The sequence below is a fragment of the Paenibacillus sp. P2(2022) genome (assembly GCF_029522175.1).
GTDB lineage: Bacteria > Bacillota > Bacilli > Paenibacillales > Paenibacillaceae > Paenibacillus > Paenibacillus polymyxa.
This window is the reverse complement of the sequence record NZ_JAKWFI010000001.1, coordinates 264,051-285,987: the sequence shown is the minus strand read 5'-3', so window position 1 is coordinate 285,987 and position 21,937 is coordinate 264,051. Positions and strand designations below refer to the sequence as shown.

At 44.8% G+C, this 21,937-nt stretch carries 20 protein-coding genes; all 20 read right to left on the bottom strand.

What is annotated here, in order from left to right:
* Positions 1 to 30: 30 nt before the first annotated feature.
* Positions 31 to 381, bottom strand: coding sequence for a hypothetical protein (locus tag MMB75_RS01250; protein ID WP_206704146.1), 351 nt, complete (start codon positions 379 to 381; stop codon positions 31 to 33).
* A gap of 106 nt (positions 382 to 487) precedes the next feature.
* Positions 488 to 1,324 carry a methyl-accepting chemotaxis protein gene (locus MMB75_RS01245; protein ID WP_016821777.1) on the bottom strand — a complete coding sequence of 279 codons (837 nt, stop codon included), beginning with the start codon at positions 1,322 to 1,324 and terminating at the stop codon, positions 488 to 490.
* A gap of 227 nt (positions 1,325 to 1,551) precedes the next feature.
* On the bottom strand, positions 1,552 to 3,009 hold the full coding sequence (locus MMB75_RS01240) for a glycoside hydrolase family 1 protein (RefSeq protein ID WP_045244305.1): 1,458 nt from the start codon (positions 3,007 to 3,009) through the stop codon (positions 1,552 to 1,554).
* 28 nt (positions 3,010 to 3,037) lie between these two features.
* Positions 3,038 to 4,954 carry a beta-glucoside-specific PTS transporter subunit IIABC gene (locus tag MMB75_RS01235; protein ID WP_045244304.1) on the bottom strand — a complete coding sequence of 639 codons (1,917 nt, stop codon included), beginning with the start codon at positions 4,952 to 4,954 and terminating at the stop codon, positions 3,038 to 3,040.
* A 116-nt stretch (positions 4,955 to 5,070) separates the two neighbouring features.
* On the bottom strand, positions 5,071 to 5,895 hold the full coding sequence (gene licT / locus MMB75_RS01230) for a BglG family transcription antiterminator LicT (RefSeq protein ID WP_025365497.1): 825 nt from the start codon (positions 5,893 to 5,895) through the stop codon (positions 5,071 to 5,073).
* Positions 5,896 to 6,292: 397 nt separating this feature from the next.
* A complete protein-coding gene (gene moaA, locus MMB75_RS01225; protein ID WP_044787699.1) occupies positions 6,293 to 7,309 on the bottom strand; it encodes a GTP 3',8-cyclase MoaA in 1,017 nt (338 codons plus the stop codon).
* 69 nt (positions 7,310 to 7,378) lie between these two features.
* Entirely contained in the window at positions 7,379 to 7,612 is a 234-nt protein-coding gene (locus MMB75_RS01220) for a MoaD/ThiS family protein (RefSeq protein ID WP_016821782.1), read from the bottom strand.
* Positions 7,605 to 8,048, bottom strand: coding sequence for a molybdenum cofactor biosynthesis protein MoaE (locus tag MMB75_RS01215; protein WP_025365499.1), 444 nt, complete (start codon positions 8,046 to 8,048; stop codon positions 7,605 to 7,607). The genes MMB75_RS01220 and MMB75_RS01215 overlap by 8 nt, the downstream gene beginning before the upstream one ends.
* 86 nt (positions 8,049 to 8,134) lie before the next feature.
* The gene (locus MMB75_RS01210; RefSeq protein ID WP_045244303.1) at positions 8,135 to 9,154 is read right to left on the bottom strand and encodes a ThiF family adenylyltransferase; all 1,020 of its coding nucleotides are present in this window, start codon (positions 9,152 to 9,154) and stop codon (positions 8,135 to 8,137) included.
* Between the two features lie 108 nt (positions 9,155 to 9,262).
* Positions 9,263 to 10,459, bottom strand: a complete 1,197-nt coding sequence (locus MMB75_RS01205; RefSeq protein ID WP_045244302.1) for a nitrate/nitrite transporter — start codon at positions 10,457 to 10,459, stop codon at positions 9,263 to 9,265.
* 207 nt (positions 10,460 to 10,666) lie between these two features.
* Positions 10,667 to 11,314 carry a response regulator transcription factor gene (locus tag MMB75_RS01200; RefSeq protein ID WP_038978085.1) on the bottom strand — a complete coding sequence of 216 codons (648 nt, stop codon included), beginning with the start codon at positions 11,312 to 11,314 and terminating at the stop codon, positions 10,667 to 10,669.
* Between the two features lie 7 nt (positions 11,315 to 11,321).
* Positions 11,322 to 12,386, bottom strand: a complete 1,065-nt coding sequence (locus MMB75_RS01195; protein WP_017426863.1) for a PAS domain-containing sensor histidine kinase — start codon at positions 12,384 to 12,386, stop codon at positions 11,322 to 11,324.
* Between the two features lies 1 nt (position 12,387).
* Positions 12,388 to 12,840 (bottom strand): GAF domain-containing protein, encoded by a 453-nt coding sequence (locus tag MMB75_RS01190; RefSeq protein ID WP_016821790.1) that lies wholly within the window; start codon positions 12,838 to 12,840, stop codon positions 12,388 to 12,390.
* 45 nt (positions 12,841 to 12,885) lie between these two features.
* Complete coding sequence (narI, locus tag MMB75_RS01185; protein WP_013372381.1) at positions 12,886 to 13,569, bottom strand: respiratory nitrate reductase subunit gamma; 684 nt, start codon at positions 13,567 to 13,569, stop codon at positions 12,886 to 12,888.
* The gene (narJ, locus tag MMB75_RS01180; protein ID WP_016821791.1) at positions 13,566 to 14,132 is read right to left on the bottom strand and encodes a nitrate reductase molybdenum cofactor assembly chaperone; all 567 of its coding nucleotides are present in this window, start codon (positions 14,130 to 14,132) and stop codon (positions 13,566 to 13,568) included. Before narJ ends, narI begins: the two co-directional genes overlap by 4 nt.
* Positions 14,125 to 15,714, bottom strand: coding sequence for a nitrate reductase subunit beta (gene narH, locus MMB75_RS01175; RefSeq protein WP_045244301.1), 1,590 nt, complete (start codon positions 15,712 to 15,714; stop codon positions 14,125 to 14,127). The genes narJ and narH overlap by 8 nt, the downstream gene beginning before the upstream one ends.
* Positions 15,704 to 19,378 carry a nitrate reductase subunit alpha gene (locus MMB75_RS01170; protein ID WP_045244300.1) on the bottom strand — a complete coding sequence of 1,225 codons (3,675 nt, stop codon included), beginning with the start codon at positions 19,376 to 19,378 and terminating at the stop codon, positions 15,704 to 15,706. The genes narH and MMB75_RS01170 overlap by 11 nt, the downstream gene beginning before the upstream one ends.
* Before the next feature lie 199 nt (positions 19,379 to 19,577).
* Complete coding sequence (modB, locus tag MMB75_RS01165; RefSeq protein WP_016821794.1) at positions 19,578 to 20,255, bottom strand: molybdate ABC transporter permease subunit; 678 nt, start codon at positions 20,253 to 20,255, stop codon at positions 19,578 to 19,580.
* Positions 20,252 to 21,103 (bottom strand): molybdate ABC transporter substrate-binding protein, encoded by an 852-nt coding sequence (gene modA / locus MMB75_RS01160; RefSeq protein WP_045244299.1) that lies wholly within the window; start codon positions 21,101 to 21,103, stop codon positions 20,252 to 20,254. The genes modB and modA overlap by 4 nt, the downstream gene beginning before the upstream one ends.
* A 47-nt stretch (positions 21,104 to 21,150) precedes the next feature.
* On the bottom strand, positions 21,151 to 21,858 hold the full coding sequence (locus MMB75_RS01155) for a DUF542 domain-containing protein (protein WP_016821796.1): 708 nt from the start codon (positions 21,856 to 21,858) through the stop codon (positions 21,151 to 21,153).
* Positions 21,859 to 21,937 lie beyond the last annotated feature (79 nt).

Here is a 21,937-nt window from a genome sequence, read left to right as displayed (position 1 = left end):
CGGAAAAGATTTGATTATGGATAATGGATCTCATTCATAAATCCAGCGTTTAATGATCCCCTTTACCTTGTGCACATGTTGCTGTGATGGGGAACAAATAATAACTAATTCGTTTTTCCCATTCGTATCTAACCAATAGTGAACGTCATCCCCCTCATTAACCGTTTCATGAATGATTCTGATGGATTTATGACTTATTTTCGATTTAGCCGAAAAAATGGGGTTCATATCCATAACTTTCTGACCATTAGAAAAGGATGTGTTGTAATAAGGAATCACCCAGTTCTCTTTATCCTGATCTTGTACTAAATTTAGAAATACACGCACCCAATAATCCTCTAGTTCTGTGTAACTCTGTTCATTCAACCCATTCAAATTCATATATGTATCCACTCCAAATGATTTAATAAACTTAAAAAAGTCTCGCCCTGTGATCACATTTCCATGACGGAATGCACAATTCACAGACCGAGACTTCTTCCAATCTTTATTTTACATCCACATCATTCGTGATTTTCTCTATTAAACCTCTCAAGCCTTGGTTGGTATCATTTAATTGATCAATAATATTCATGAACTCCGACACAAGCTTGGCCTGCTCTTGGGAAGATACAGTAATCTGCGTAATCTCTTGTTCCATACTATAAACCGATTGTCTGACAGCTTGCAAGGATTGCTCGATTCGCCCAGTGGCTTCCTTGGTGCCCGTAGACATCTTGCGGATTTCTGCGGCAACAACCCCAAATCCTGCTCCTGCCTCACCCACCCGAGCAGCTTCAATGGCTGCATTTAGTCCAAGCAAGTTTGTCTGCTCTGAAATTTCCTTGATGTAGCCAGCCACCTCAGTCACATTACCAGAGTCCTCAACCGCCTTTTTCGTATTGCTTAAAATTTCCTCGGCTGTCGCACTAAGCTCCTCCGAATGGGCTGCTACATGCTGAATCCCTTCCACTAGCTTGCTTGTAACATCCTCTGCTTGGCTCATCAACTTCTTCAGTTGATCCTGATTATCCATACTATAGGTGATGCACATTACTGCCTCAATCTCATTCTGTTCGTTCTTTATCGGATGAAAGTAAGAATCAGCAGCAAACCCGAAAACTTCGGCATCATAGCGAACTCGGGTCTTTTCTCCGCCTACTAGCATTTTGAAGTTCTTGTGTACATCAGGGAGAGGGTCGCCTGCCTTGAAATCATAGACTAAACTTTTCCCCGACTGAAAGAATAGAAATTTTTCTTTATCCATTACAGATATTAAAACATCATGTCGTGCAGCTTCTCTAATAAACGGCATGGCAGACAAAACAGCTTCTACTTGATTCATAATATGTATCCACTTCCTTATATTTTGTTATCCACCCTACCCTTTATTTCGACATTTTCACCCCATGTGTTTAGTAAAATTAACATACTATTGACTATGGTGATCTCCTAATCTGTATACATTCACCGTAGTTTCCTGAAGGGAAGCTGGTTTTAAATCCAAACAGCGCATGCCTACTGAATAGGCATGCGCTGACTGTATCACTTTTTGAAGACACACACTAATATTTAGTCCAGCTGTTCCCCATTAGTTTCGATCACACTCTTATACCAATAGAAGCTCTTCTTTCTGAATCTGGCAAGTGCTCCTTTACCTTCATTATCCTTATCGACGTATATGAATCCATAGCGTTTTTTCATTTCACCGGTTCCCGCACTTACTAGATCAATACATCCCCAAGGTGTATAACCTATTAAATCTACTCCATCAGCAATGGCTTCTTTCATTTGCTCAATGTGCTGCTTTAGATAATTAATTCGATAAGCATCTTGAATGGAGCCGTCTTCTTCCACTGTATCCACAGCGCCCAGACCATTTTCCACAACCATTAACGGGATTTCATATCGATTATAAATGTTATTGAGGGACCATCTCAATCCCTGCGGATCGATTTGCCAGTCCCATGCGCTTGCTTTTAAATAGGGATTCTTTAATCCCATGGATAAATTCCCACCCACCTTCTCCTGATTGGGGTCTGCACTGACACAAGTGGATGAATAATAACTGAAAGTATAAAAATCTACGCATCCTTCTTTTAAGACGTCCTCATCATTGTCCTGCATCGTAATTTGGATATTATGTTCTTTAAAATATCGTTTGGCAAATCCGGGATAAGCACCTCTTACTTGAACATCTGAACATAGGAAATTACTCAAGTTATCCTTTTGTTGAGCGAGCAAAACATCATCGGGGTTACAGGTAAGTGGGTATGAACACATATAAGCAATCATACAGCCAATTTTAAAATCCTTATTGATTTCATGCCCCAGCTTTACTGCCTTTGCACTGGCTACAAATTGATGATGCAAAGCTTGATACAGGTCCTGCTCATCCTTCACTGTAGCATGGGCAAGCTCTCCATTCCCCTCTGGCATCATCGCTCCAGCCATGAACGCCCCAAAAGACAAGGTTAAGATATTGATTTCATTAAAGGTGAGCCAGTATTTTACGACATCTTTGTATCTGTTAAAAAGAACTTCACAATATCTTACATAAAAATCTACCACTCTGCGATCTGACCAGCCGTTATATTTTTGGGTTAAATGAAACGGTGCTTCATAATGTGAGATCGTAACCAACGGCTCAATGTTGTACTTTTTTAATTCTGCGAACACACGATCATAGAACTGCAAGCCTTGCTCATTCGGCTCTGTATCATCTCCGTTCGGAAATATTCTGGACCAAGCGATGGACATTCTAAAAACCTTGAAACCCATTTCAGCAAATAATCGGATATCCTCTTTATAATGATGGTAGAAATCAATTGCCTCGTGACTTGGATAGTTCATGCCTTCTTCCAATACAGGCGTAATTCTTCGGGAAATAGTATGCGTCCCGGCTGTTATTACATCAGCAGTGCTTAGTCCCTTACCATCCACGTTATACCCACCTTCAAATTGGTTAGCAGCCGTGGCCCCTCCCCATAAAAATCCTTGTGGAAACTCCTTGGTTATATTATTGTTCATTGTTTATTCCTCCTAAAATATAGGTATCTTAGACCATGACCGTCAACAAATCCTCTTTATAACCAATCGTCTTCTTCTCCGTTTCAATAACATCCAAGTAACTAGCAGTGTTGGCAACAATTACAGGAGTAGTCAGAACATAACCAGCCTCTTGGATAGCCTCCAGATCAAACTCCATGAGCAATTGTCCCTTTTTGACGGCTTCCCCTTGTTTTACTTTGGGATAAAAATGTTTACCTTTCAATTTGACTGTATCCTTACCTACATGGATGAGAATTTCCACGCCCTGATCACTGGTAATTCCGATCGCATGACCTGACGAAAATAAGGATGTTAAGACACCATCTACAGGTGAAACGACCTTGCCTTCGGAAGGCTCAATGGCAATCCCTTTACCCAGAGCACCTGTCGAAAAGGCTTCATCAGTTACCTCAGATAAAGGTTTTACATCACCCTTTAACGGACTAATTACCGTCTCCTGTCTTATTAAGACTTCTCCTCCTTTTGCTGCTCCCGTTGAACTAACTTCTTTTTTCGTTTCTTTCACCTCATCATCTTTAAATCCGCCAAAAAACATAAGCAAGAAGCCTAATACGAAACTTACCAGGATACCAATAACAGCCCCATAAAATCCGCTGTCTATTCCTGACGGATTAATATAGCTCGGAATCGCGAAAATGCCTAAGCCGCCAATGATATAGCCTTTCGTTCCCATCATTCCGATAATACCGCCACCTACTGCAGACGCTATACAGCTTAAAATGAATGGTTTCTTACGTGGTAATGTAATCCCGTAAATCGCGGGTTCTGTTACACCAAAGATCCCGGAGATAACAGCTGGAATGGAAAGGGATCTCAGCTTTACATTTTTGGTTTTGAACAAAATCGCCAGTACGACACCTGTTTGAGCAAAGGAGGCTCCCAGCGTTGCAGCAAGGATCGGATCGAATTTGAGCACCGCCAAGTTGTTCATAGCGATAGGAACAAGACCCCAGTGCAGTCCAAAAATAACAAATACCTGCCAGAAAGCCCCCATGATAATACCTTCAATCATCGGGCTTAAGTTATACACAAAGAGGGTGGCTGCGCCAAGCAGTTGACCTGCCCAAGTCGAGAGTGGTCCAATCACAATCAGCGCTAAGGGTACAATAACTAACAAAGTGAAAAACGGAACCAAGAATGTTCTCACTACGCTAGGGATGACCTTTTTAAAGAAATTTTCTATTTTTGAGCCTACATAGGTGGATACGATAATCGGAAGAACCGTTGATGCATAGCTCATCAGAATGACCGGAATACCTAAGAAGGTGATATATACCGGTGACTCAAATATAGTGCCGCTAAATAAAGTGTATAGCGGTTTACCCGAGGCTGTTATCGTGCTAAAGGTTGGATAAACAAGTGACGCCCCGATCGCCATACCTATAAAAATGTTGGCATTGAATTTTTTAGCTGACGTATACCCCAGGAAAATAGGGAAGAAGTAGAACAAGCAGTCTCCTAAAGCATTGAGAATTTGATAGGTACCCGATGTAACAGTCAGCCAGCCTATAGCTACAAACAAGGCCGTAAAACCCTTAATCATACCCGTGGCACTCAAGACACCCAGCGTGGGTGTAAATACACCTGAAATGGTATCAATAAACCTATTGAACAAACTGACTTTTTCATCTGATGTTTCTTCTGAATCACCTGCCTGGAAGCCGCCTATCGCAGCAACATCCGCATAAACCTCGGGCACATGATTACCGATCACAACTTGGTATTGTCCCCCGCTTTTTACCACCGTGACGACACCATCCATACTTTTCAGAACCTCTGTATTGGCCTTATTTTCATCCTTTAGCTTGAAGCGCAAGCGTGTAATACAATGAGTTAGACTATTTACATTTTCTTTGCCGCCGACATTTCTGATGATGTCTTTTGCTAATGTCTCATACTTCATTGTAACTGCCCCTTTATTTGTATTTATAAAAAAAGGCAAAACCAAAATAGATCAAATTCGATCTAGGTTGGTTTCGCCTGCATTACCAGTAACAATCCAAGGAGTTATTCAATTGGTCATTGAGTTACGCGCTGAATATGAATCGTTATATACAGTTTTTCTTCATCTGACAATACCGTGTCCAAGTATTTCTCAATTTTCAGCATACAACTGTAAGCTTTTTTGTACTTTGCTTTCACTTGCCTTAATAGAAAATCATCTTCCAGTGCTAATTTTTCTTTTTGAATTAACCGCTGAAAGAAAAACCTTAAATGTGTAATAAATCGTTCATAGCTAGTCGAGTGTTCATCCAGGGTAATATTGTAAGAGTACTTAATAATATTTAGGATATCCTGTATTTTTTGAGTTTGCTGAGCGACATCCGCTACTTTATGGTAGGAGCTGTTGACTTGAGCATTGATTAAATGAAGAGCTATATTACCTGCTTCATCTTCAGACAATCGTTTACCTGTTTCGTCTTCAATAAACTCCAGCGCTTTTAAGCCAACTCCAAACTCTTTAGGATAAAATTTTTTAATTTCCCAGATGAGCGGATTTGCATTTTTAAACCCTTCATCAAACATTTTAAATGCATTGTTCATGTGATCTGTAAGCGAAACATATACATAGTCGCTCAGCTGTGCTTCCAATATGCTTTTTCCATATTCAATGATGTCATAGCATAACGAAACATATTCTGTAGGGACATCCTCTAACAGTAATTTAAATTTCTCTGAAGCATCTTTTTGTTTAAGTACAAACACCTTTTCAATTAAATGCTCTTCTACTTGTTCTCCTGCATTCTTTTTGAATGCAATTCCACGACCCATAACAACAAATTCATGCCTTTTTGAATCTTTGGCTATTATGGCGTTATTATTAAATATCTTTGTTATGATCATTCTGGCTGCCCCCCTGATCCCGCAATAATCTAAAAAAGGATTTAGATGCTGGGCGATATTTCAGATAGGTCACAAGACGGTAATAGCCGATCAAGCTTTCGCAGTAAACCAAACTATAATGTGTAGATTTATAAACCCATTAAAATGAAAGCGTATTCATAAAGAGGAATAAGCCCTACACTATCACTCACCTTTCTACGTTATTGCAAATCTGTATACAAAAAGAAAAGGCAAAACCCAACACATGGAAGTCCAGTTCCATGTCCCGGGTTTTGCCTTTTCAGTAACAATCCCAAGATCATAATAACATCGAATTTAAGTTTTGCCAACAAAAATGTTTGCGCTTTCTTTTCGGGAATATCCACATCGAATACGGCACATTACCCGTATAAAAATGTCAGCCGCCAATGTAGGACATGTTAATTTTTTTTCTGTTGTTTGCAGTCTGTTCTGTACGTTCATCGGAATACCGATCTATGCGTTGTTCCCATACTGAAGTAATCGCATCAAGTAATTCCTGATCATTCGCCCCGTTACGAAGCATCTGGCGCAAATCAAATCCGTCTGAAGCAAACAAACACGTATAAAACTTACCATCAGAAGATAAACGGGCACGCGTGCAGGATGAGCAAAACGAATCCGAAACCGAAGTAATAAAGCCAACTTGCGCGTCGCTGTCTTTATAACGGTAACGTTTTGCCACTTCTCCAAAGTAATTCTGATCTACCGGCTCCAACTCGTACTCATTCTTAAGTCGCTCCATAATTTCTTCTTTTGTTACTACCTTTTTGAAGCTCCATCCGGTATCGTTACCTACATCCATAAATTCAATAAAACGAAGAGTTATTCCCTGGTCCTTAAAATAAGCAGCCATCGGCAAAATCTCAGAATCATTAACACCTTTTTGAACCACCATATTGACCTTAATCTCAAAACCGATTTCTCTTGCAAAATCGATCTGCTTCAAAACAAACGCAGGCTTAATGCCCCGTCCATTCATCTGCCCAAATAGCTCGGGGTTCAGAGCGTCTACACTGACATTAAGCCGTCGCAGTCCCGCGTCATAGAGGCGTTGCGCCTGTTGTCCTAGTAGCAAACCATTTGTGGTCAACCCTATATCCTCAACTCCACTGATAGACAAAATACTAGAGACAAGGTCGGGAAGGTTCGGTCGCATTAACGGCTCACCACCTGTGAGTCGTATTTTTTTGACCCCAAGGCCTACAAAGAGCTCCGTAAGCCGATGAATCTCTTCAAACGATAGGCATTCGCTTTTAGGAAGAAAGGCAAAATCGTCGCCGAAAATTTCTTTTGGCATACAGTAGGAACAGCGAAAATTGCAGCGATCCGTAACAGATATACGTAAATCACGAATCGGACGCCGCAATGGGTCCTTCAGCGGATGTGAACTCATGTGACCACCTTCTTTTTTTCATTAGCTGTATTTGACGTTGCGGACATGGACACATGACAAGCACTTTCACTAGCCGCCGCTGACAGGCGGAATAAAAGCTGCGATATCTCCATCCTGCAGTACATCTGTAAGCAACGCGTACTCCTCGTTTACTGCAATTCGTGTAGAATTGATCGGCATATCCGGGTATTTATCTGTGATCCAACTGTATAATTCCCCTACAGTTTGGCCTGCCAAATCTGCCATTTCTTCGAATTTTCCCGTTACTTCACGGAGTCCCGCAAAATAGTACAGCTTAATCATGACTGATTTCCTCCGGCTTTTTCTTTTGTTGTCCGATCCATTGTGTTCCGTTTTCCCATATCTCTCGCTTCCAGATCGGAACGATTTCCTTGATTCGTTCGATTGCGTATTCATTCGCCTTATACGCATCCGAGCGGTGTGGTGAAGAAACAGCGATGACAACGGCAATATCACCGATCTGAAGCTCACCAATCCGATGTGCAATTGCTACTCTTGTCCCTTCCCATTTCCGTTCAATTTCGTGGCCAATCTCTGCAAGCTTTTTCTCAGCCATAGGCACATAGGCCTCGTAAGCAAGATATAATGTCCGTACGCCTTGGGTCCACTCTCTTACGTGCCCTGTAAACACGGTCACCGCTCCCGCTTCTGGTCTTAAGACATAATCTGCATAAATCTGCGGAAGAATGGGCTCCGTCACGATTTCAAATACACTCATCTTTTCCACCTTCCAGCCACCTGGCAAGCTACTCTGCTATGAAAACTCTGCTCACTATTTATATTTCCTGGATCTATATCCCTTGTTTAACCGAACAACTGATGGTATAGCTTTTGACCTCTGGCAATACTTCCAATACCGTGAATGAGGAGCCTTCCGTTTTTAAATAAAATCATTCGGTGCTCAAAGGCATAAAATTCAACGAAATAAGGGGTCCTTTTTACACGTTCCGCCATAAGCCTGCCCATTTTCTCTGCATCGTCCAACGTAATCGGACGATGAGGGTCTGGAAGAACCTGCACTACATCCCGTCCGCACAGCGAAGCATACGCCGAGCGACGGGATGCGGTCAGTGCAGGAAACACAGGATGCTCTCCACAGGTCGGACAATTCTGATTGCGGATGCGGGAAATCCCTATGTCCATCTGCGTATTTTCCCATAGATCAAATAAATGAACCTTGCTGCGCATTTTATCATGTTTACCGCTCAGCCACTTCATGGCTTCTGCACTTTGGAGAGCAGCCGTCACTTGAACTGCGGGCGAGATGATTCCAGCCGTATCGCAGGTCTGATTGATTGCCGGCAGCGATGGCAGTAGGCAACGAAAACAAGCTGACTTGCCCGGCACGAACGGAAAAACAACGCCTGTGCTTCCAACACAGGCGCCGTAAATCCATGGAATTTCAGCCTTTCGTGCAGCATCGTTTATAAGCAGCCGGGTTTCAAAATTATCCGTTGCATCCATCAGCAATGTGCTTTTACCAGCAAGCTCTTGAGCAAGCCCGGTATCCAAGCTGTCGAGATAGGTATACAAGCGTACGTCTTCTCGTATCGCCTTTAACCTTTTTTCAGCAGCCGTTACCTTGGGGAGCATTTGTGCAGCATCCTGCTCCGTGAATAACTGCTGGCGTTGCAGATTCGACGTCTCCACATAATCACGGTCAACCAGGTGAATCTCTCCGACGCCCGCTCTTACTAATGTTTCAGCGATGGCGGAGCCTAGTGCCCCGCAGCCGATAATGGTAACAACAGCTTCAGACAGATTACGTTGTCCTTCACTGCCGATGGGTCTAAATAAGATCTGTCTTGAATAACGTTCCTTCATCACAATGTCCCCCTAACGTTGAAGAGCGATCGTTAACTTTGTGCTTTTTCCTGTGGCTCTCGCTAGAAACGTTAAAGGTGTCTTTATAATTTCTCCACTCTTAATGCTTTACTGCTGAAGTTCCTTTTGTTTCTCAAAGCGGTTCTGCTCGGCAGCTACAGGGAAACGTCCTTGATAATATAGCCATATGACGAGAATCAGGCTAGCCAGTGCCACTTGGGAGAGTAACATGAACCCAATGGAATATTGGCCAGTAGCCGCATGAATCGTCGATAACAAGATCGGAGGGAAAAAGCCACCCAGGCCACCCATCATGGATACAATTCCGTTCACTATGCCTGCCTGTTTATTAAAATAAAATGGAACTAGCTTGAAAATGACACCGTTCCCGATTCCCGCACTCACAGCGATAGCCAAGCACCCTACGGTATACAGAGTGATGTCTGGTGAAAAAGCCAGAAGAATCGCAGCGACCGTATACACAGCAAACGTACCTACCAGCAGAAACAAGGGCTGAAAACGATCCGCCAGCCAGCCACCGATCGGGCGGAAGAATGTAGCAATCGCGATAAAGCCTGCTGTACGCATCCCTGCATCCACTTTATCCAGCTCAAAGTTCGATACGAGAAAATTCGGTAGATACACCGTGAACGCTACAAATGAGCCAAACGTAATAAAATAAAAGAGCGAGAAAAACCAAAGCTTTTCATTTTTGTAAACCCCTTTGATTTGCTCCATAATGGGCGTCTTGACTTTAGCTTCATGACGGTCCCCAAAGAAGAAATTCAAAACGATAAAAACAAGCAATAGGATAAGATACAGCTTGACTGTAAGTGCCCATCCTACCTGTGTCGCTACAATCGGAGCGGAGAAGGTCGTTACTGCTGTCCCCAGGTTGCCCACACCATACATCCCGTTGACAAAGCCATGTCTTTCTTTCGGATAGTACTTGGGCAGTGAAGTTACTCCAACCGAGAACACCGCTCCCCCAATCCCAAGGAACAAGCCACCGATAATTAAATCCGTCATCGTCGAAGCTTCACTGATATAGTAGACCGGAAACAAAAGCAAAACAAAGCTAACGAGGAAAACGATTCTCGCCCCGAAAATATTGGCATAATAACCAAGCGGAATGCGCAGAATCGATCCAAGCACGACCGGAATCGCCGTAACCATGGCCAGTTTTCCGGGTGGAATCACGATATCCTCCGTAATGAACGGCATGAGGGAAGAAATGATGACCCACACCATGAATCCAAGAATCAGGTTCAATGTTTGTAGCGGCAACTGCATTTTTCTAATCATTTAACTCACCTTTTCAACTTTATTCTGTCGAATGTTTGATTTGTATTTTTCTGTTCCCATTGTAGCCGCTAGCCGTTCCTTTCGAATATAGGGGACTCCCCTTTCCCGGTCAGGGGAGTCCCTGAAAATAAAAAAGCCGCTTCTCGTAAGAAGCTGCTTGATTCATTGTAGATATATTATTGGATTAAAAATAATCTTCTTCATAAACTAGAAATCCAGCATTTTTTTCTTTAAAGCATATTGGACCAGCTCAGGCCGGCTTTTTAAGTTCAACTTCTCCATGATTTTAGCTTTATTCGCTTCCACGGTTTTGACAGAAATGAACAGCTTTTCGGCAACTTCCTTGTTACCGTATCCCTTTGCAACCAAAGGGAGAATCTCTAGCTCGCGCTTGGACAGAATCTCATACGGATCTTCGGTTTGTGATGTTGTGTCTTTCTTAATGAACTCACGCACGAGAGAAGTGGCCATTTTAGGATGGATATAAGTCCCACCCCCATGAATGGTACGTATGGCAAGCAATAACTCCTCATCTGGCGCATTTTTCAAAACGTACCCTGAAGCACCATTCTTCAAAATATGAAATAGATATTCTTCGTCGTCATGCATGGTCAAAATCAGAATTTTAGTATCAGGATGGTCCTCTTTAATCTTGCCTGTGGCGATCAATCCACTTTCGCCTGGAGGCATGCTGAGGTCCATAATTAGAATATCCGGCTGATGTTTGGCTACCATAGTATACGCTTCAATCCCGTCCGCAGCCGTTCCGACAACCTCCATATCCGATTGGAAGTTGAGAATCATGGAAAATCCGCTTCGTACAATGGCATGATCATCCGCTAATACAATTTTGATCAAGTTTCTATTCCTCCTCGTGTCCAATCGGAATTTGTAAAAAGACTTTGGTTCCTTGGCCAACATTCGAAAGGACGCCAAAACTTCCACCTACCAGCTCTGCTCGCTCCTGCATACCATACAAGCCTAGTCCTGTTCCAATAGGCTTGCCCCCCTTATCAAAGCCAATCCCATTATCCTCTACAGTCAAACGAAGCGCGTGTTCGTGCTCCGACAAAGTAACTTTAACGGTATCCACCTGGGCATACTTCAACGCATTGAGCACAGCCTCCTGACAGACGCGATAAATGACTGTTTCTTTTTCGCTTCCATACCGCTTCTGGGGAAGATCAGATACGAACTCAACCACTAGACCAAAACTTTGCTCGACCCGCTTAAAGTGGGAACGGAATGCCGCCTCAAGTCCAAAATCATCAAGGGTAGCAGGACGAAGATCCACAGACAGGTTGCGGATATCATCCAGCAAGCGTGTCATGGATGCTTCTGTTTGTTTCATGTTTTTAATGAGCTGCTCATCATTCGTCATGTATTTTAATACCCGTAGTTCAACAACCGCGCTCATCAATTCCTGGGCGACGCTGTCGTGCAGCTCTCTGGAAAGCCGTTTACGCTCGTTTTCCTGTGCTTCAATAACATGTTTCATCATTTTGTTCTGATACAATTTCTCCTGCGTCTGAAATTGCGGGGTCAAATCTCTCAGCATCAGCACCCGGATTCCATTTGTAGAATCAATCGTATGAAAAGAAGCTGCATAGGGAACCATTCCGTTGCTTTTCGTCTCCAGATAAACCTGAAAAGAAGCAAAATTGTTGGATTCAGGCACATTGAAATAACAGTCAAGGCAGGTACGGGGCTCTGTGTCGCTAGTATAGCCTCTGCATGTTCCACATAAGGCCCTGTCCTGTCCTTCATAGAGTTGAATGAGAACGTCATCGTCTACAATCTCCTCAGCCGCCGGGTTCATGGCTAGGGTTTTCCCTTCCCTATCAAAAAAGAAGATAGCTTCTGTACTGTTCTCAAACATCTTCACCATTAGCGCACTCAAAGAGTCTGTCCCTATAGACAATGTCAATTCAGATCACTTCCTTCCCGTTCAACTCTCCAATTCCCCTATGTGCCAAGGTTTCCAAATCACGCATCATAGCTTCGGTCATCAGCTGTTCTTCTCGAAATCCACCCAGCAGTACACCCGCGACGCGAGCATCATTCCACAGGGGCACAGCGCCGAGACTCTTGAGCTTCTCGGATTGAACGATTGGATAGTTAAACAGGTTGTCTGCCCCAACAAATTGATGAACAGATGGAATAAAGATAGATTTCCCGGTTTTAAACACGACTCCTGCTATGCCCTTTCCAGATTGCAGTACAATCCGCTTAAATCGATCATTCAAATTGCCAGCGGCGTTTTTCCATTTAATGACGTATTGATATTCGGCCGGTTCAACCAGAGCAAGTGCCATAAAATCATAACCGAAATGTTCGCGTATTCGCTCAAGCTCCCTTTGATAATCCATCTTATTATTCATCACTCTCTCCTAATAAAACTAGGAAAGAAGGCAGAGCCCGCTTTCCTAGTTTGATTTATGTCTTCTGTAAAGGATATAACTTCTGCGCACATAATTCAACGGAACACTCCACACATGTACAAGCCGGGTAAACGGCCAGAATGCAAAAATCGCAAAACCCATAAGTACATGAAGCTTGAAAGAAATCGGTACATCTCTCATCAGTGTAGGGTCAACACGGAATATGAACAAACCGCGGAACCAGATCGAGATTGTCTCCCGATAATCAAATTCCGGCTGAACCGCATTCGTTACGAGTGTGGCAAACATCCCCATGCACACAAGCGCCAACAGCAATACGTTTACGATCAAATCAGAAGCTGTACTTAAACGGCGCACATTACGAATTGTAAAACGTCGAGAGGTAAGTATCAACATCCCAAGGAACGTCATGGCTCCAAATATTCCACCAATATAGACCGCTCCAATGTGATATAGATGATCGTTTACCCCCAGTGCATGCATCCAGGTTTTGGGTATACCCAGACCAGACACATGACCGAAAATAACTGGAATGATCCCCAGGTGGAATAAGAGGCTTCCGATCATCAATTGTTTCTTTTCAATAAATTCGCTCGATTTTGCCGTCCAATTGAATTGGTCCGTTCTATAGCGGAAGATATGGCCTACGATAAAAATGACCACACACATATAAGGGAAAATGACCCATAAAAACTGCTCCATCATCATAGCGTGGCTGCCTCCTGTTCTACGCAAGCTTTAAGCGTTTCGCGCAGTCCCTTGACCAGATGAAAATACGGGCTTTCCATTTTTTCCAGCGCTTTAAGCAAATGATAAGTGCCGTCTTCCAAAATCGCGATCGGCATGCGGAAATTTTCTGTCGTCTTTGCATCCTGTACCCATTCGGCGGCATACAGGAATTCACACATGAGCGGTAGGTAATCCGGCAACTCACCATCTGGCATTTCAAGACCATACATTTCATAGAGAACCTTTAACTTGACCAGCATTTGTCCTCTTTCTTTTGCATCTTCAAACTTGAAGTAAGTCATATATAGTGCGCAATTTTTTTGAAAATCGAAGGTTTCTGTATACAGTTCCTGGATCTCTTCCATACTAAACTCTTGCATAAGAGACCAGTACTTATGAGCATGCGTATACGCAGGATGATCCGGATCAAATGATGCTTCCAGAAAAGCCGGATGAAAATCCAGCTTTTCCGGGTACATGAGTTGTTGGGCGAAAAACCCGAATGAAGGCTTGAATTCATACAGTTTCGCTACATTAATCACGCCAAATACCCCCGTAGAAGTTTTCTTCATACATTTGCTTGCCTGATTTCGAAGGCTCTTCCATTCCCGTGGAGCTTGCCAGGCTACAACCGCTACAGCCAGCTCCTTCAACTCCACAACCTTCCATATTCCCTAAGGTATCACCGTAACCAGCAGCTCCTTGGGCGCGATATGGATTAGAATAACCCTCTTTATGCGATGTTGGAATAACGAAACGGTCCTCGTATTTGGCAATGGCCAGAAGCCGGTACATCTGCTCGGCCTGACGTGCTGTCATGCCGGTGCGTTCCAGACGGCTTTCATCGAAAGATTGTCCTGCGGACTGGGCACGCATATAGGAGCGCATCATAGCCATCCGCTGCAGCGATTCTTTCACCGTCTGGGTGTCGCCCGCCGTCAACATATTGGCAAGATACTGAATAGGCGTGCGCATTTCTTCGATAGCTGGAAAGATCATATCTGGATTCTCGATGGAGTCTTTCCCTTCAAAGTAATTCATGATCGGACTAAGTGGTGGTACATACCAGACCATCGGCAGCGTGCGGTATTCCGGATGAAGCGGGAATGCCAGCTTATACTCAATAGCAAGCTTGTAGACCGGTGAGTTCTGCGCAGCCTCAATCCAATCTTGCGAGATCCCATCTTTTTTTGCCTGCGCAATTACCGCTGGATCACTTGGGTCCAAGAACAAATCACACTGTGCTTTATACAGATCTTTCTCATCCTCTTTAGAAGCAGCCTCCTGCACCTTATCCGCGTCATACAATAGAACGCCAAGGTAACGAATTCGTCCGGTACACGTCTCGGAGCAGACGGTTGGCAACCCGGCTTCTACGCGCGGGAAGCAGAAGGTACATTTCTCTGCTTTATTCGTCTGCCAGTTGAAGTACACTTTCTTATATGGACAACCCGTCATGCAATATCTCCAGCCGCGACATGCTTCCTGATCCACAAGCACGATGCCATCCTCGTCCCGTTTGTACATGGCACCTGAAGGGCAGGATGCGACACAGCTTGGATTCAGACAGTGTTCGCAAAGCCGAGGAAGATACAGCATGAACGACTTCTCGAAATTGAATTTAATCTCTTCTTCAATTTTCTGAATATTGGGATCGAGAGGTCCTGTCACATGGGTACCTGCCAAATCATCCTCCCAGTTTGGCCCCCAATTCAGATCCATTTTTTCGCCTGTTACAGCAGATTGTGCACGCGCGACCGGAGAATGCTTCTGCTCTTTGGCGTTGGTCAAATGTTCATAATTGTAAGTCCAGGGTTCATAATAATCCTTCATTTCAGGCATATCGGGATTGTAGAAAATTTTACCGAGCGCTATCTTGGACAGCTTGTTCCCTGACTTCAGTTCAAGCTTCCCTTTGCGAAGCTGCCAGCCCCCCTTATACTGTTCCTGGTCTTCCCAGCGTTTTGGATAACCAATACCAGGCTTCGTTTCCACGTTGTTGAACCACATATATTCCGCACCTTTGCGGTTTGTCCAAGTTGTTTTGCACGTCACGCTGCACGTATGGCAGCCAATACATTTATCCAGGTTCATGACCATGGCAATTTGAGCTTTAATCTTCAAGCCAGTTAACCTCCTTCATTTTACGTACCGCTACGTACACATCGCGCTGGTTGCCGATTGGACCGTAATAGTTGAACCCATAGCTAAGCTGAGCGTATCCGCCAACCATCTGGGTCGGTTTGAGATGAATTCTTGTTGGCGCATTATGACTGCCCCCGCGTGTATCCGTGATTTCGGAGCCTGGCACTTGAATGTGCTTATCTTGTGCATGGTACATAAACATCGTTCCTCTTGGCATCCGGTGGCTGACAACTGCCCGGGCGGTGACAACACCGTTACGGTTGTATACCTCTACCCAGTCATTGTCGGCCAGATCGTGGGCTGCTGCGTCTTCGTTATTGATCCATACCGTTGGGCCTCCACGGAACAGCGTAAGCATATGCTGGTTATCCTGATAAGTGGAGTGAATATTCCATTTCCCGTGTGGAGTCAGATAACGAAGCACAAGTGAATCCTGGCCACCCTTGATTTCCCGATCACGTGTACCGAATACCATCGGTGGCAAAGTCGGTTTATAGATAGGCAGCGACTCCCCAAACTGCTGGAAGATTTCATGATCGATATAGAAATGCTGTCTTCCTGTCAAAGTCCGGAACGGAACGAGACGCTCAATATTCGTGGTAAATGGCGAGTAGCGACGTCCCTGCTTGTTAGAGCCACTGAATACCGGTGTCGGTATAACTTCACGCGGCTGCGCTGTAATGCTTTGGAACGTGATCTTCTCGGCGGCGCGGTCGGCTGAGATGTCCATTAGCTTCACACCGTGATCCTTTTCCGCCTCTGCGTAGGCTTTTTGGGAGACACGACCATTCGTTGCAGACGAAAGATGAAGAATCGTATCAGCCACTTGACGGGCTGTCTGGATCTTCGGTAGTCCATCTTTGATGGACTCATCGTAATAAACCCCGTTCAGCTTCTTCAATTCCTCATATTCATCCGCTACCGAGAAGCTAACGCCATGCGCGCCCGTTTTTCCTGTAGCCAAATTTGGACCGAGCGAGACATATTTATCGTAAATTTTGGTGTAATCGCGTTCTACGATGCTGAAATTAGGCATGGTTTTACCCGGCACAGCTTCGGCCTCGCCTTTCGTCCAGTCCTTTATAAGACCCATCGGTTGCGCAATTTCGCCTATGGAGTCATGCCCAAGCGGTGCAGTTACAAGGTCTTTATATATTCCCGGTAGATGCTCTTTGGCCATGTTCGAGAAGGTTTCAGACAACTGACGGTAAATATCCCAGTCCGAACGTGATTCCCAAAGCGGATTTACCGCAGGATTAAATGGATGCACGAACGGATGCATGTCTGTCGAGGACAAATCCGTCTTCTCATACCAGGTTGCCGCCGGAAGTACGACATCCGCGTACAACGGTGTTGTGGTCATCCGGAAATCAAGTGCGACCATCAAATCAAGCTTTCCTTCCACATCTTCCCGCCAGACGATTTCCTCAGGCTTCTGATCTTCGTTCGGCCGGGCAAGCAGCGCGTCGGAGGCTCCGAGCAAATGCTTCATGAAATATTCCTGTCCCTTGGCCGAGCTGGAAATGAGGTTGGACCGCCAAATAAAGAGCGAACGCGGAAAGTTCTCCGCTGCCCCTGGATCTTCAATAGCAAAACGAGTCTTACGCGATTTAATCTCTTCCACAGTGTGGTTAATGATTTCCTCGTTTGACTTCTTGCCTAATTGCGCCGCCTCTTCGGCGAATAGCAGGCTGTTTTTATTAAACTGCGGGTAAGAAGGCATCCAGCCCAACCGTGCAGCAAGTACATTGTAGTCCGCCGGATGTTGGTAACTGACCTCTCCCCCAGTCGGCGATTTCAATGTGTCGGTGCCGCTTTCTTCATAGCGCCATTGTTCAGTTGCAAAATAGAAAAACGAAGTAGCATTTTGCAACCGAGCCGGTCCCTGCCAGTCTTTGGCAAAGGCAATCGTTGACCAGCCTTCAATAGGACGGCACTTCTCTTGACCTACATAATGCGCCCAGCCTCCACCGTTAACACCTTGGGAAGCCGTCAGTACGACCAGGTTCAAGATGGAGCGATAAATGGTGTCACTGTTGAACCAGTGATTGATCCCCGCCCCCATAATGATCATGGAACGTCCTTGAGTGTCGATAGCGTTCTGAGCAAATTCGCGAGCAACTTGCACTACGACCGATGCCTTGACTCCCGTGATCTTCTCCTGCCAGGCAGGAGTGTAATGAGAAGCTGCATCGTAATAATCCTTTGCATTATGAGGGCTATCATTGCGAGCGACACCATACTGACTCATCATCAAGTCATATACGGTGGCTACGAAACGCTCTGAGCCATCAGCCAGACGTACTTTTTTCGCCGGAATGACACGTTTGAATGTTCCGTTACCTGTGTTATCAAAATAAGGGAATACGATTTCTTCCCATTGCTCGTCATGACCTTCCACCGTGAGCGCAGGCTCAACCTTGGTTCCATCTTCCCGCTCCAAGATCAGATTCCATTGCTTATCCTGCTCCCAGCGCTGTCCCATTGTACCGTTCGGGACCATCATTTCCCCTGCTACTTCATCGAAAATGACCGGTTTCCAATCTGCATGCTGTGAAGCATCCCCCAGATCACTCGCCCGCAGAAAACGCCCACCTTTCCAGGCTCCTTCGTGGGGATCAAGCAGAATCATGAATGGCATATCTGTATATTGCTTGGCATAGTTAATGAACATGGGTTCCTGACGTTCCTGGTAGAACTCATCCAGAATGACATGAGTCATCGCCTGTGCCACAGCGGCGTCTGTACCCGGATTGGGTGCAAGCCAGTTGTCAGCGAACTTCACATTTTCCGCCAAATCCGGAGCCACGGATACGACCTTGGTTCCTTTATAGCGTACTTCCGTCATAAAGTGGGCATCCGGCGTCCGGGTAAGCGGCACATTCGAGCCCCACATGATCAGGTAGCCCGCGTTGTACCAATCTGAGGATTCAGGTACGTCCGTTTGCTCACCCCAAATTTGGGGAGAAGCAGGCGGAAGATCAGCATACCAGTCGTAAAAGCTCAACATTTCCCCACCAAGCAATGAAATGAACCGCGCTCCCGAGGCGTAGCTTATCATTGACATCGCTGGAATGGGTGTGAAGCCTGCGATCCGGTCAGGACCGTACTTACGAATGGTATAAATTAATTGCGCCGAAATCAGGTGTAGAACATCATCCCAAGCCACACGAACATGCCCGCCTTTGCCGCGAGCCGATTTGTAGAGCTTGGCTTTCTCTGGGTCTTCCACAATGCTGGCCCATGCGTCTACCGGATTGCTATGCTCCTTGAGGGCAGCTTGCCATAGTCGCAATAGCTTACCGCGCATATATGGATATTTCACACGTAACGGGCTGTATTCATACCAGGAAAATGAAGCACCACGCGGGCATCCACGCGGCTCAAATTCTGGCATGTCTGGACCGCAGGAGGGATAATCGATTTGCTGATTTTCCCAAGTGATGATGCCGTTCTTAACAAAAACCTTCCAGCTACAGGAGCCGGTACAGTTAACACCATGCGTCGTGCGAATCACTTTGTCATGAGACCAACGCTGGCGGTACACGTTTTCCCATTCTCTATTTTTTTCTTCAAGGATTGACCAATTTCCAGAATAGCTCTCGATTGGCTTGAAGAAGTTGAGACTATATTTTTTTTTCATCGGTGATCAACGCTCCTTTTCAGAATAAATCAGCCCGTTGCAAACCCGCGGAGAGGATTCATTCGCTTACTCTCATTATGTAATTCATTCCTCTCCGTTCCCATTAGGGAATGTCCTATAGCGCTATAGAAAATCCCTCGTTCTAAGGAAAGATACAAAAAAAGCCCCCCTCTACCAGAGGGAAGCTTGTATGAATAGATTAATTGTTCTTTTGGCCTGTTAACAGGAGCATTATAAAGGAAATGAATATGATAGAGCATGTCCAAGCCCAGGCCATAGGAAGATGGCCAGAATCCACTGCAATATAGATGGCTGTAGGGATCGTTTGTGTTTTACCCGGAATATTTCCGGCAATCATCAGCGTAGCACCGAATTCTCCCAGCCCACGGGCAAAACCAAGTATAAAGGCCGCTTTAAAAGAAGGGAAAATCAAAGGAAAGGTGATATATCGGAAGACCTGCCATTCATTTGCCCCCATCGAGCGCCCCGCGTTTTCCAAGTCACGATCCACTGCAGCGAATCCCATTCTCAGTGTCCGATAGACTAGGGGAAAAGCCACAACCACCGCGGCCACGACCCCAGCCCACCATGAGAATACAATAGGCTCGCCAAACCAATGCTCCACCAAACGTCCAAACCCACTTTTTCGTCCGAGTAAGATTAGCAGTAAAAATCCAACTACCGTCGGCGGGAGCACCAAAGGCAGCATAAGCACGGTTTCAACGAGTGTTTTCCCTTTAAATAATCCTAACCGCGACATGGACCATGCCGCAAACAAGCCTAATAGGATCACCAAAACGCTGGATAACAGTGCAATCTGTAACGATAATCGAATCGGAGGCCAATATTCGCTCCAATCTATAGCCTGCATGCTCACTTCGGTATGGTAAATCCATACTTAGCCATAATGTTCAGAGATTCTTGCGATTGAAGGTATTCATAGAAGCTTTCGGCTTCTTGGATGTGTTTGGAAGCTTTGATGATCCCGATAGGGTACTCAACCGTTGAATAAGTTTTAGAGTCCACCTCAAAAGCAATTTTCGCCTTTTGCGAAGTTAACGCATCTGTCTTATACACAAATCCGACATCTGCGTTACCCGTTTCTACATATTGCAGCACTTGTCTAACATCTTTTGCCTGAACAAGCTTGTCTTGTAACACATCCCAAAGCTTAACGTTCGTCAGTGCTTCCTGTGCATATTTGCCTGCAGGAACACTCTCAGGAATACCGATTGCTACCTTTTTCACTTCTTTTTGCATTAAATCCTTTACACTCGTGATGCTCGTCGTCCCGTCAGCAGGGATCACCGCTACCAACTCGTTCGTCAGCCATGTTTTTTGTTTATTGCTCTCTATTAAATGCTGATCTACGAGAGACTTCATGTTTTTCTTCGAAGCAGACAAAAACAAGTCCGATGGAGCTCCTTGCTCAATCTGCTTTTCCAGTGCACCAGAACCACCAAAGTTGAAATTCAATTGAATACCTTTATGGGATGATTCGTACAATGTCTGGATTTCTTTAAGTGCATCTGTTAAGCTCGCAGCCGCGGAAATGGTCAGTTCTAAAGTTTCAGTCTTTTTCGATGAATCCTGGCCGGAGACCTCGTTCTGGACCGCGCTGCTACCACTTGAAGCTGATTGTTGCCCCGCACCGCACCCTGCTAGTAATAACACAACACAAAAAGCAAAAAAGAGTGCCTGGCTATGTTTAATAATTTTTTTCATTTTGTTTGACTCCTTACGTCTAGCCTGTCATGAAGTGATAGGTTTCATTATGAATGGGGTTGTGCCTGTCTGGTACGTTCAACTAGTGTACAATTCTCAAGAAGAATATGATTATAAATGTCCGCTTCCAGATCCTCCAAACGCTTCAATACAAGTCGATGTGTGCCACAAGCTTCCTGTAACGGCTCAAAGCCATTGGTAATCAAACGCAGCTCCTGCAGTAAATCCACAACCGCTTGGTGCTCGTCTTGCAACTCGGATAAGTGAAAAAGAAGTGCGTCCACACGCTCAAACGTCGAGTCCTGAAAAAACGCCTGAATCAACGGAAACAGAAGACTTTCCTTGAATTGAATATGTACCGTTAACTTCTGTTTAAGCAAGGTATAAAGTTCATTCACTCGCTTCAGGTGCGAATAGCGTTCGCCATGAACCCGTGTTAGCTTGGTAATATACGGTGTGAGCGCCGCTAGTTCTTCACACAACTTTGTATGATACTCATCCTGAATATAGGCGATCAGTTCTTTGGGTTCTAGTGAGGAGGGTTGCATTTGCTTATGCTGTGCCTGATTTTCCTCCACTTCATGCACCCGCGCCAGCAGTTCACCAGCGTGCAGCCCCCGGCTGGCAGCCGCTTCACGGAGCGATATTTTTCCGCCACAGCAGAAGTCAATCCGTAGTTTACGGAACAAGTCACTTGTTTTGGGTACTTCTTTTACAATGTCCGCTACCCATGTTTCTTCCGTTAACTGGCTCATTTTCATTCCCCCATCTTACTTCAGTTTTATACTTAACTCTCATTTTATGTCTCTCTCAAGGCTGAACCAATTAGGGCGA

Coding starts and splice junctions, on each gene's coding strand:
- licT (WP_025365497.1), bottom strand. CDS start 5,895: ATGATCATAACAAAGATATTTAATAATAACGCCATAATAGCCAAAGAT.
- MMB75_RS01155 (WP_016821796.1), bottom strand. CDS start 21,858: ATGAGCCAGTTAACGGAAGAAACATGGGTAGCGGACATTGTAAAAGAA.
- MMB75_RS01215 (WP_025365499.1), bottom strand. CDS start 8,048: ATGAGTGTATTTGAAATCGTGACGGAGCCCATTCTTCCGCAGATTTAT.
- MMB75_RS01235 (WP_045244304.1), bottom strand. CDS start 4,954: ATGAAGTATGAGACATTAGCAAAAGACATCATCAGAAATGTCGGCGGC.
- moaA (WP_044787699.1), bottom strand. CDS start 7,309: ATGAGTTCACATCCGCTGAAGGACCCATTGCGGCGTCCGATTCGTGAT.
- MMB75_RS01170 (WP_045244300.1), bottom strand. CDS start 19,378: ATGAAAAAAAAATATAGTCTCAACTTCTTCAAGCCAATCGAGAGCTAT.
- MMB75_RS01205 (WP_045244302.1), bottom strand. CDS start 10,459: ATGATTAGAAAAATGCAGTTGCCGCTACAAACATTGAACCTGATTCTT.
- MMB75_RS01220 (WP_016821782.1), bottom strand. CDS start 7,612: ATGATTAAGCTGTACTATTTTGCGGGACTCCGTGAAGTAACGGGAAAA.
- narI (WP_013372381.1), bottom strand. CDS start 13,569: ATGATGATGGAGCAGTTTTTATGGGTCATTTTCCCTTATATGTGTGTG.
- MMB75_RS01245 (WP_016821777.1), bottom strand. CDS start 1,324: ATGAATCAAGTAGAAGCTGTTTTGTCTGCCATGCCGTTTATTAGAGAA.
- MMB75_RS01210 (WP_045244303.1), bottom strand. CDS start 9,154: ATGAAGGAACGTTATTCAAGACAGATCTTATTTAGACCCATCGGCAGT.
- MMB75_RS01190 (WP_016821790.1), bottom strand. CDS start 12,840: ATGAATAATAAGATGGATTATCAAAGGGAGCTTGAGCGAATACGCGAA.
- MMB75_RS01240 (WP_045244305.1), bottom strand. CDS start 3,009: ATGAACAATAATATAACCAAGGAGTTTCCACAAGGATTTTTATGGGGA.
- MMB75_RS01250 (WP_206704146.1), bottom strand. CDS start 381: ATGAATTTGAATGGGTTGAATGAACAGAGTTACACAGAACTAGAGGAT.
- modA (WP_045244299.1), bottom strand. CDS start 21,103: ATGAAAAAAATTATTAAACATAGCCAGGCACTCTTTTTTGCTTTTTGT.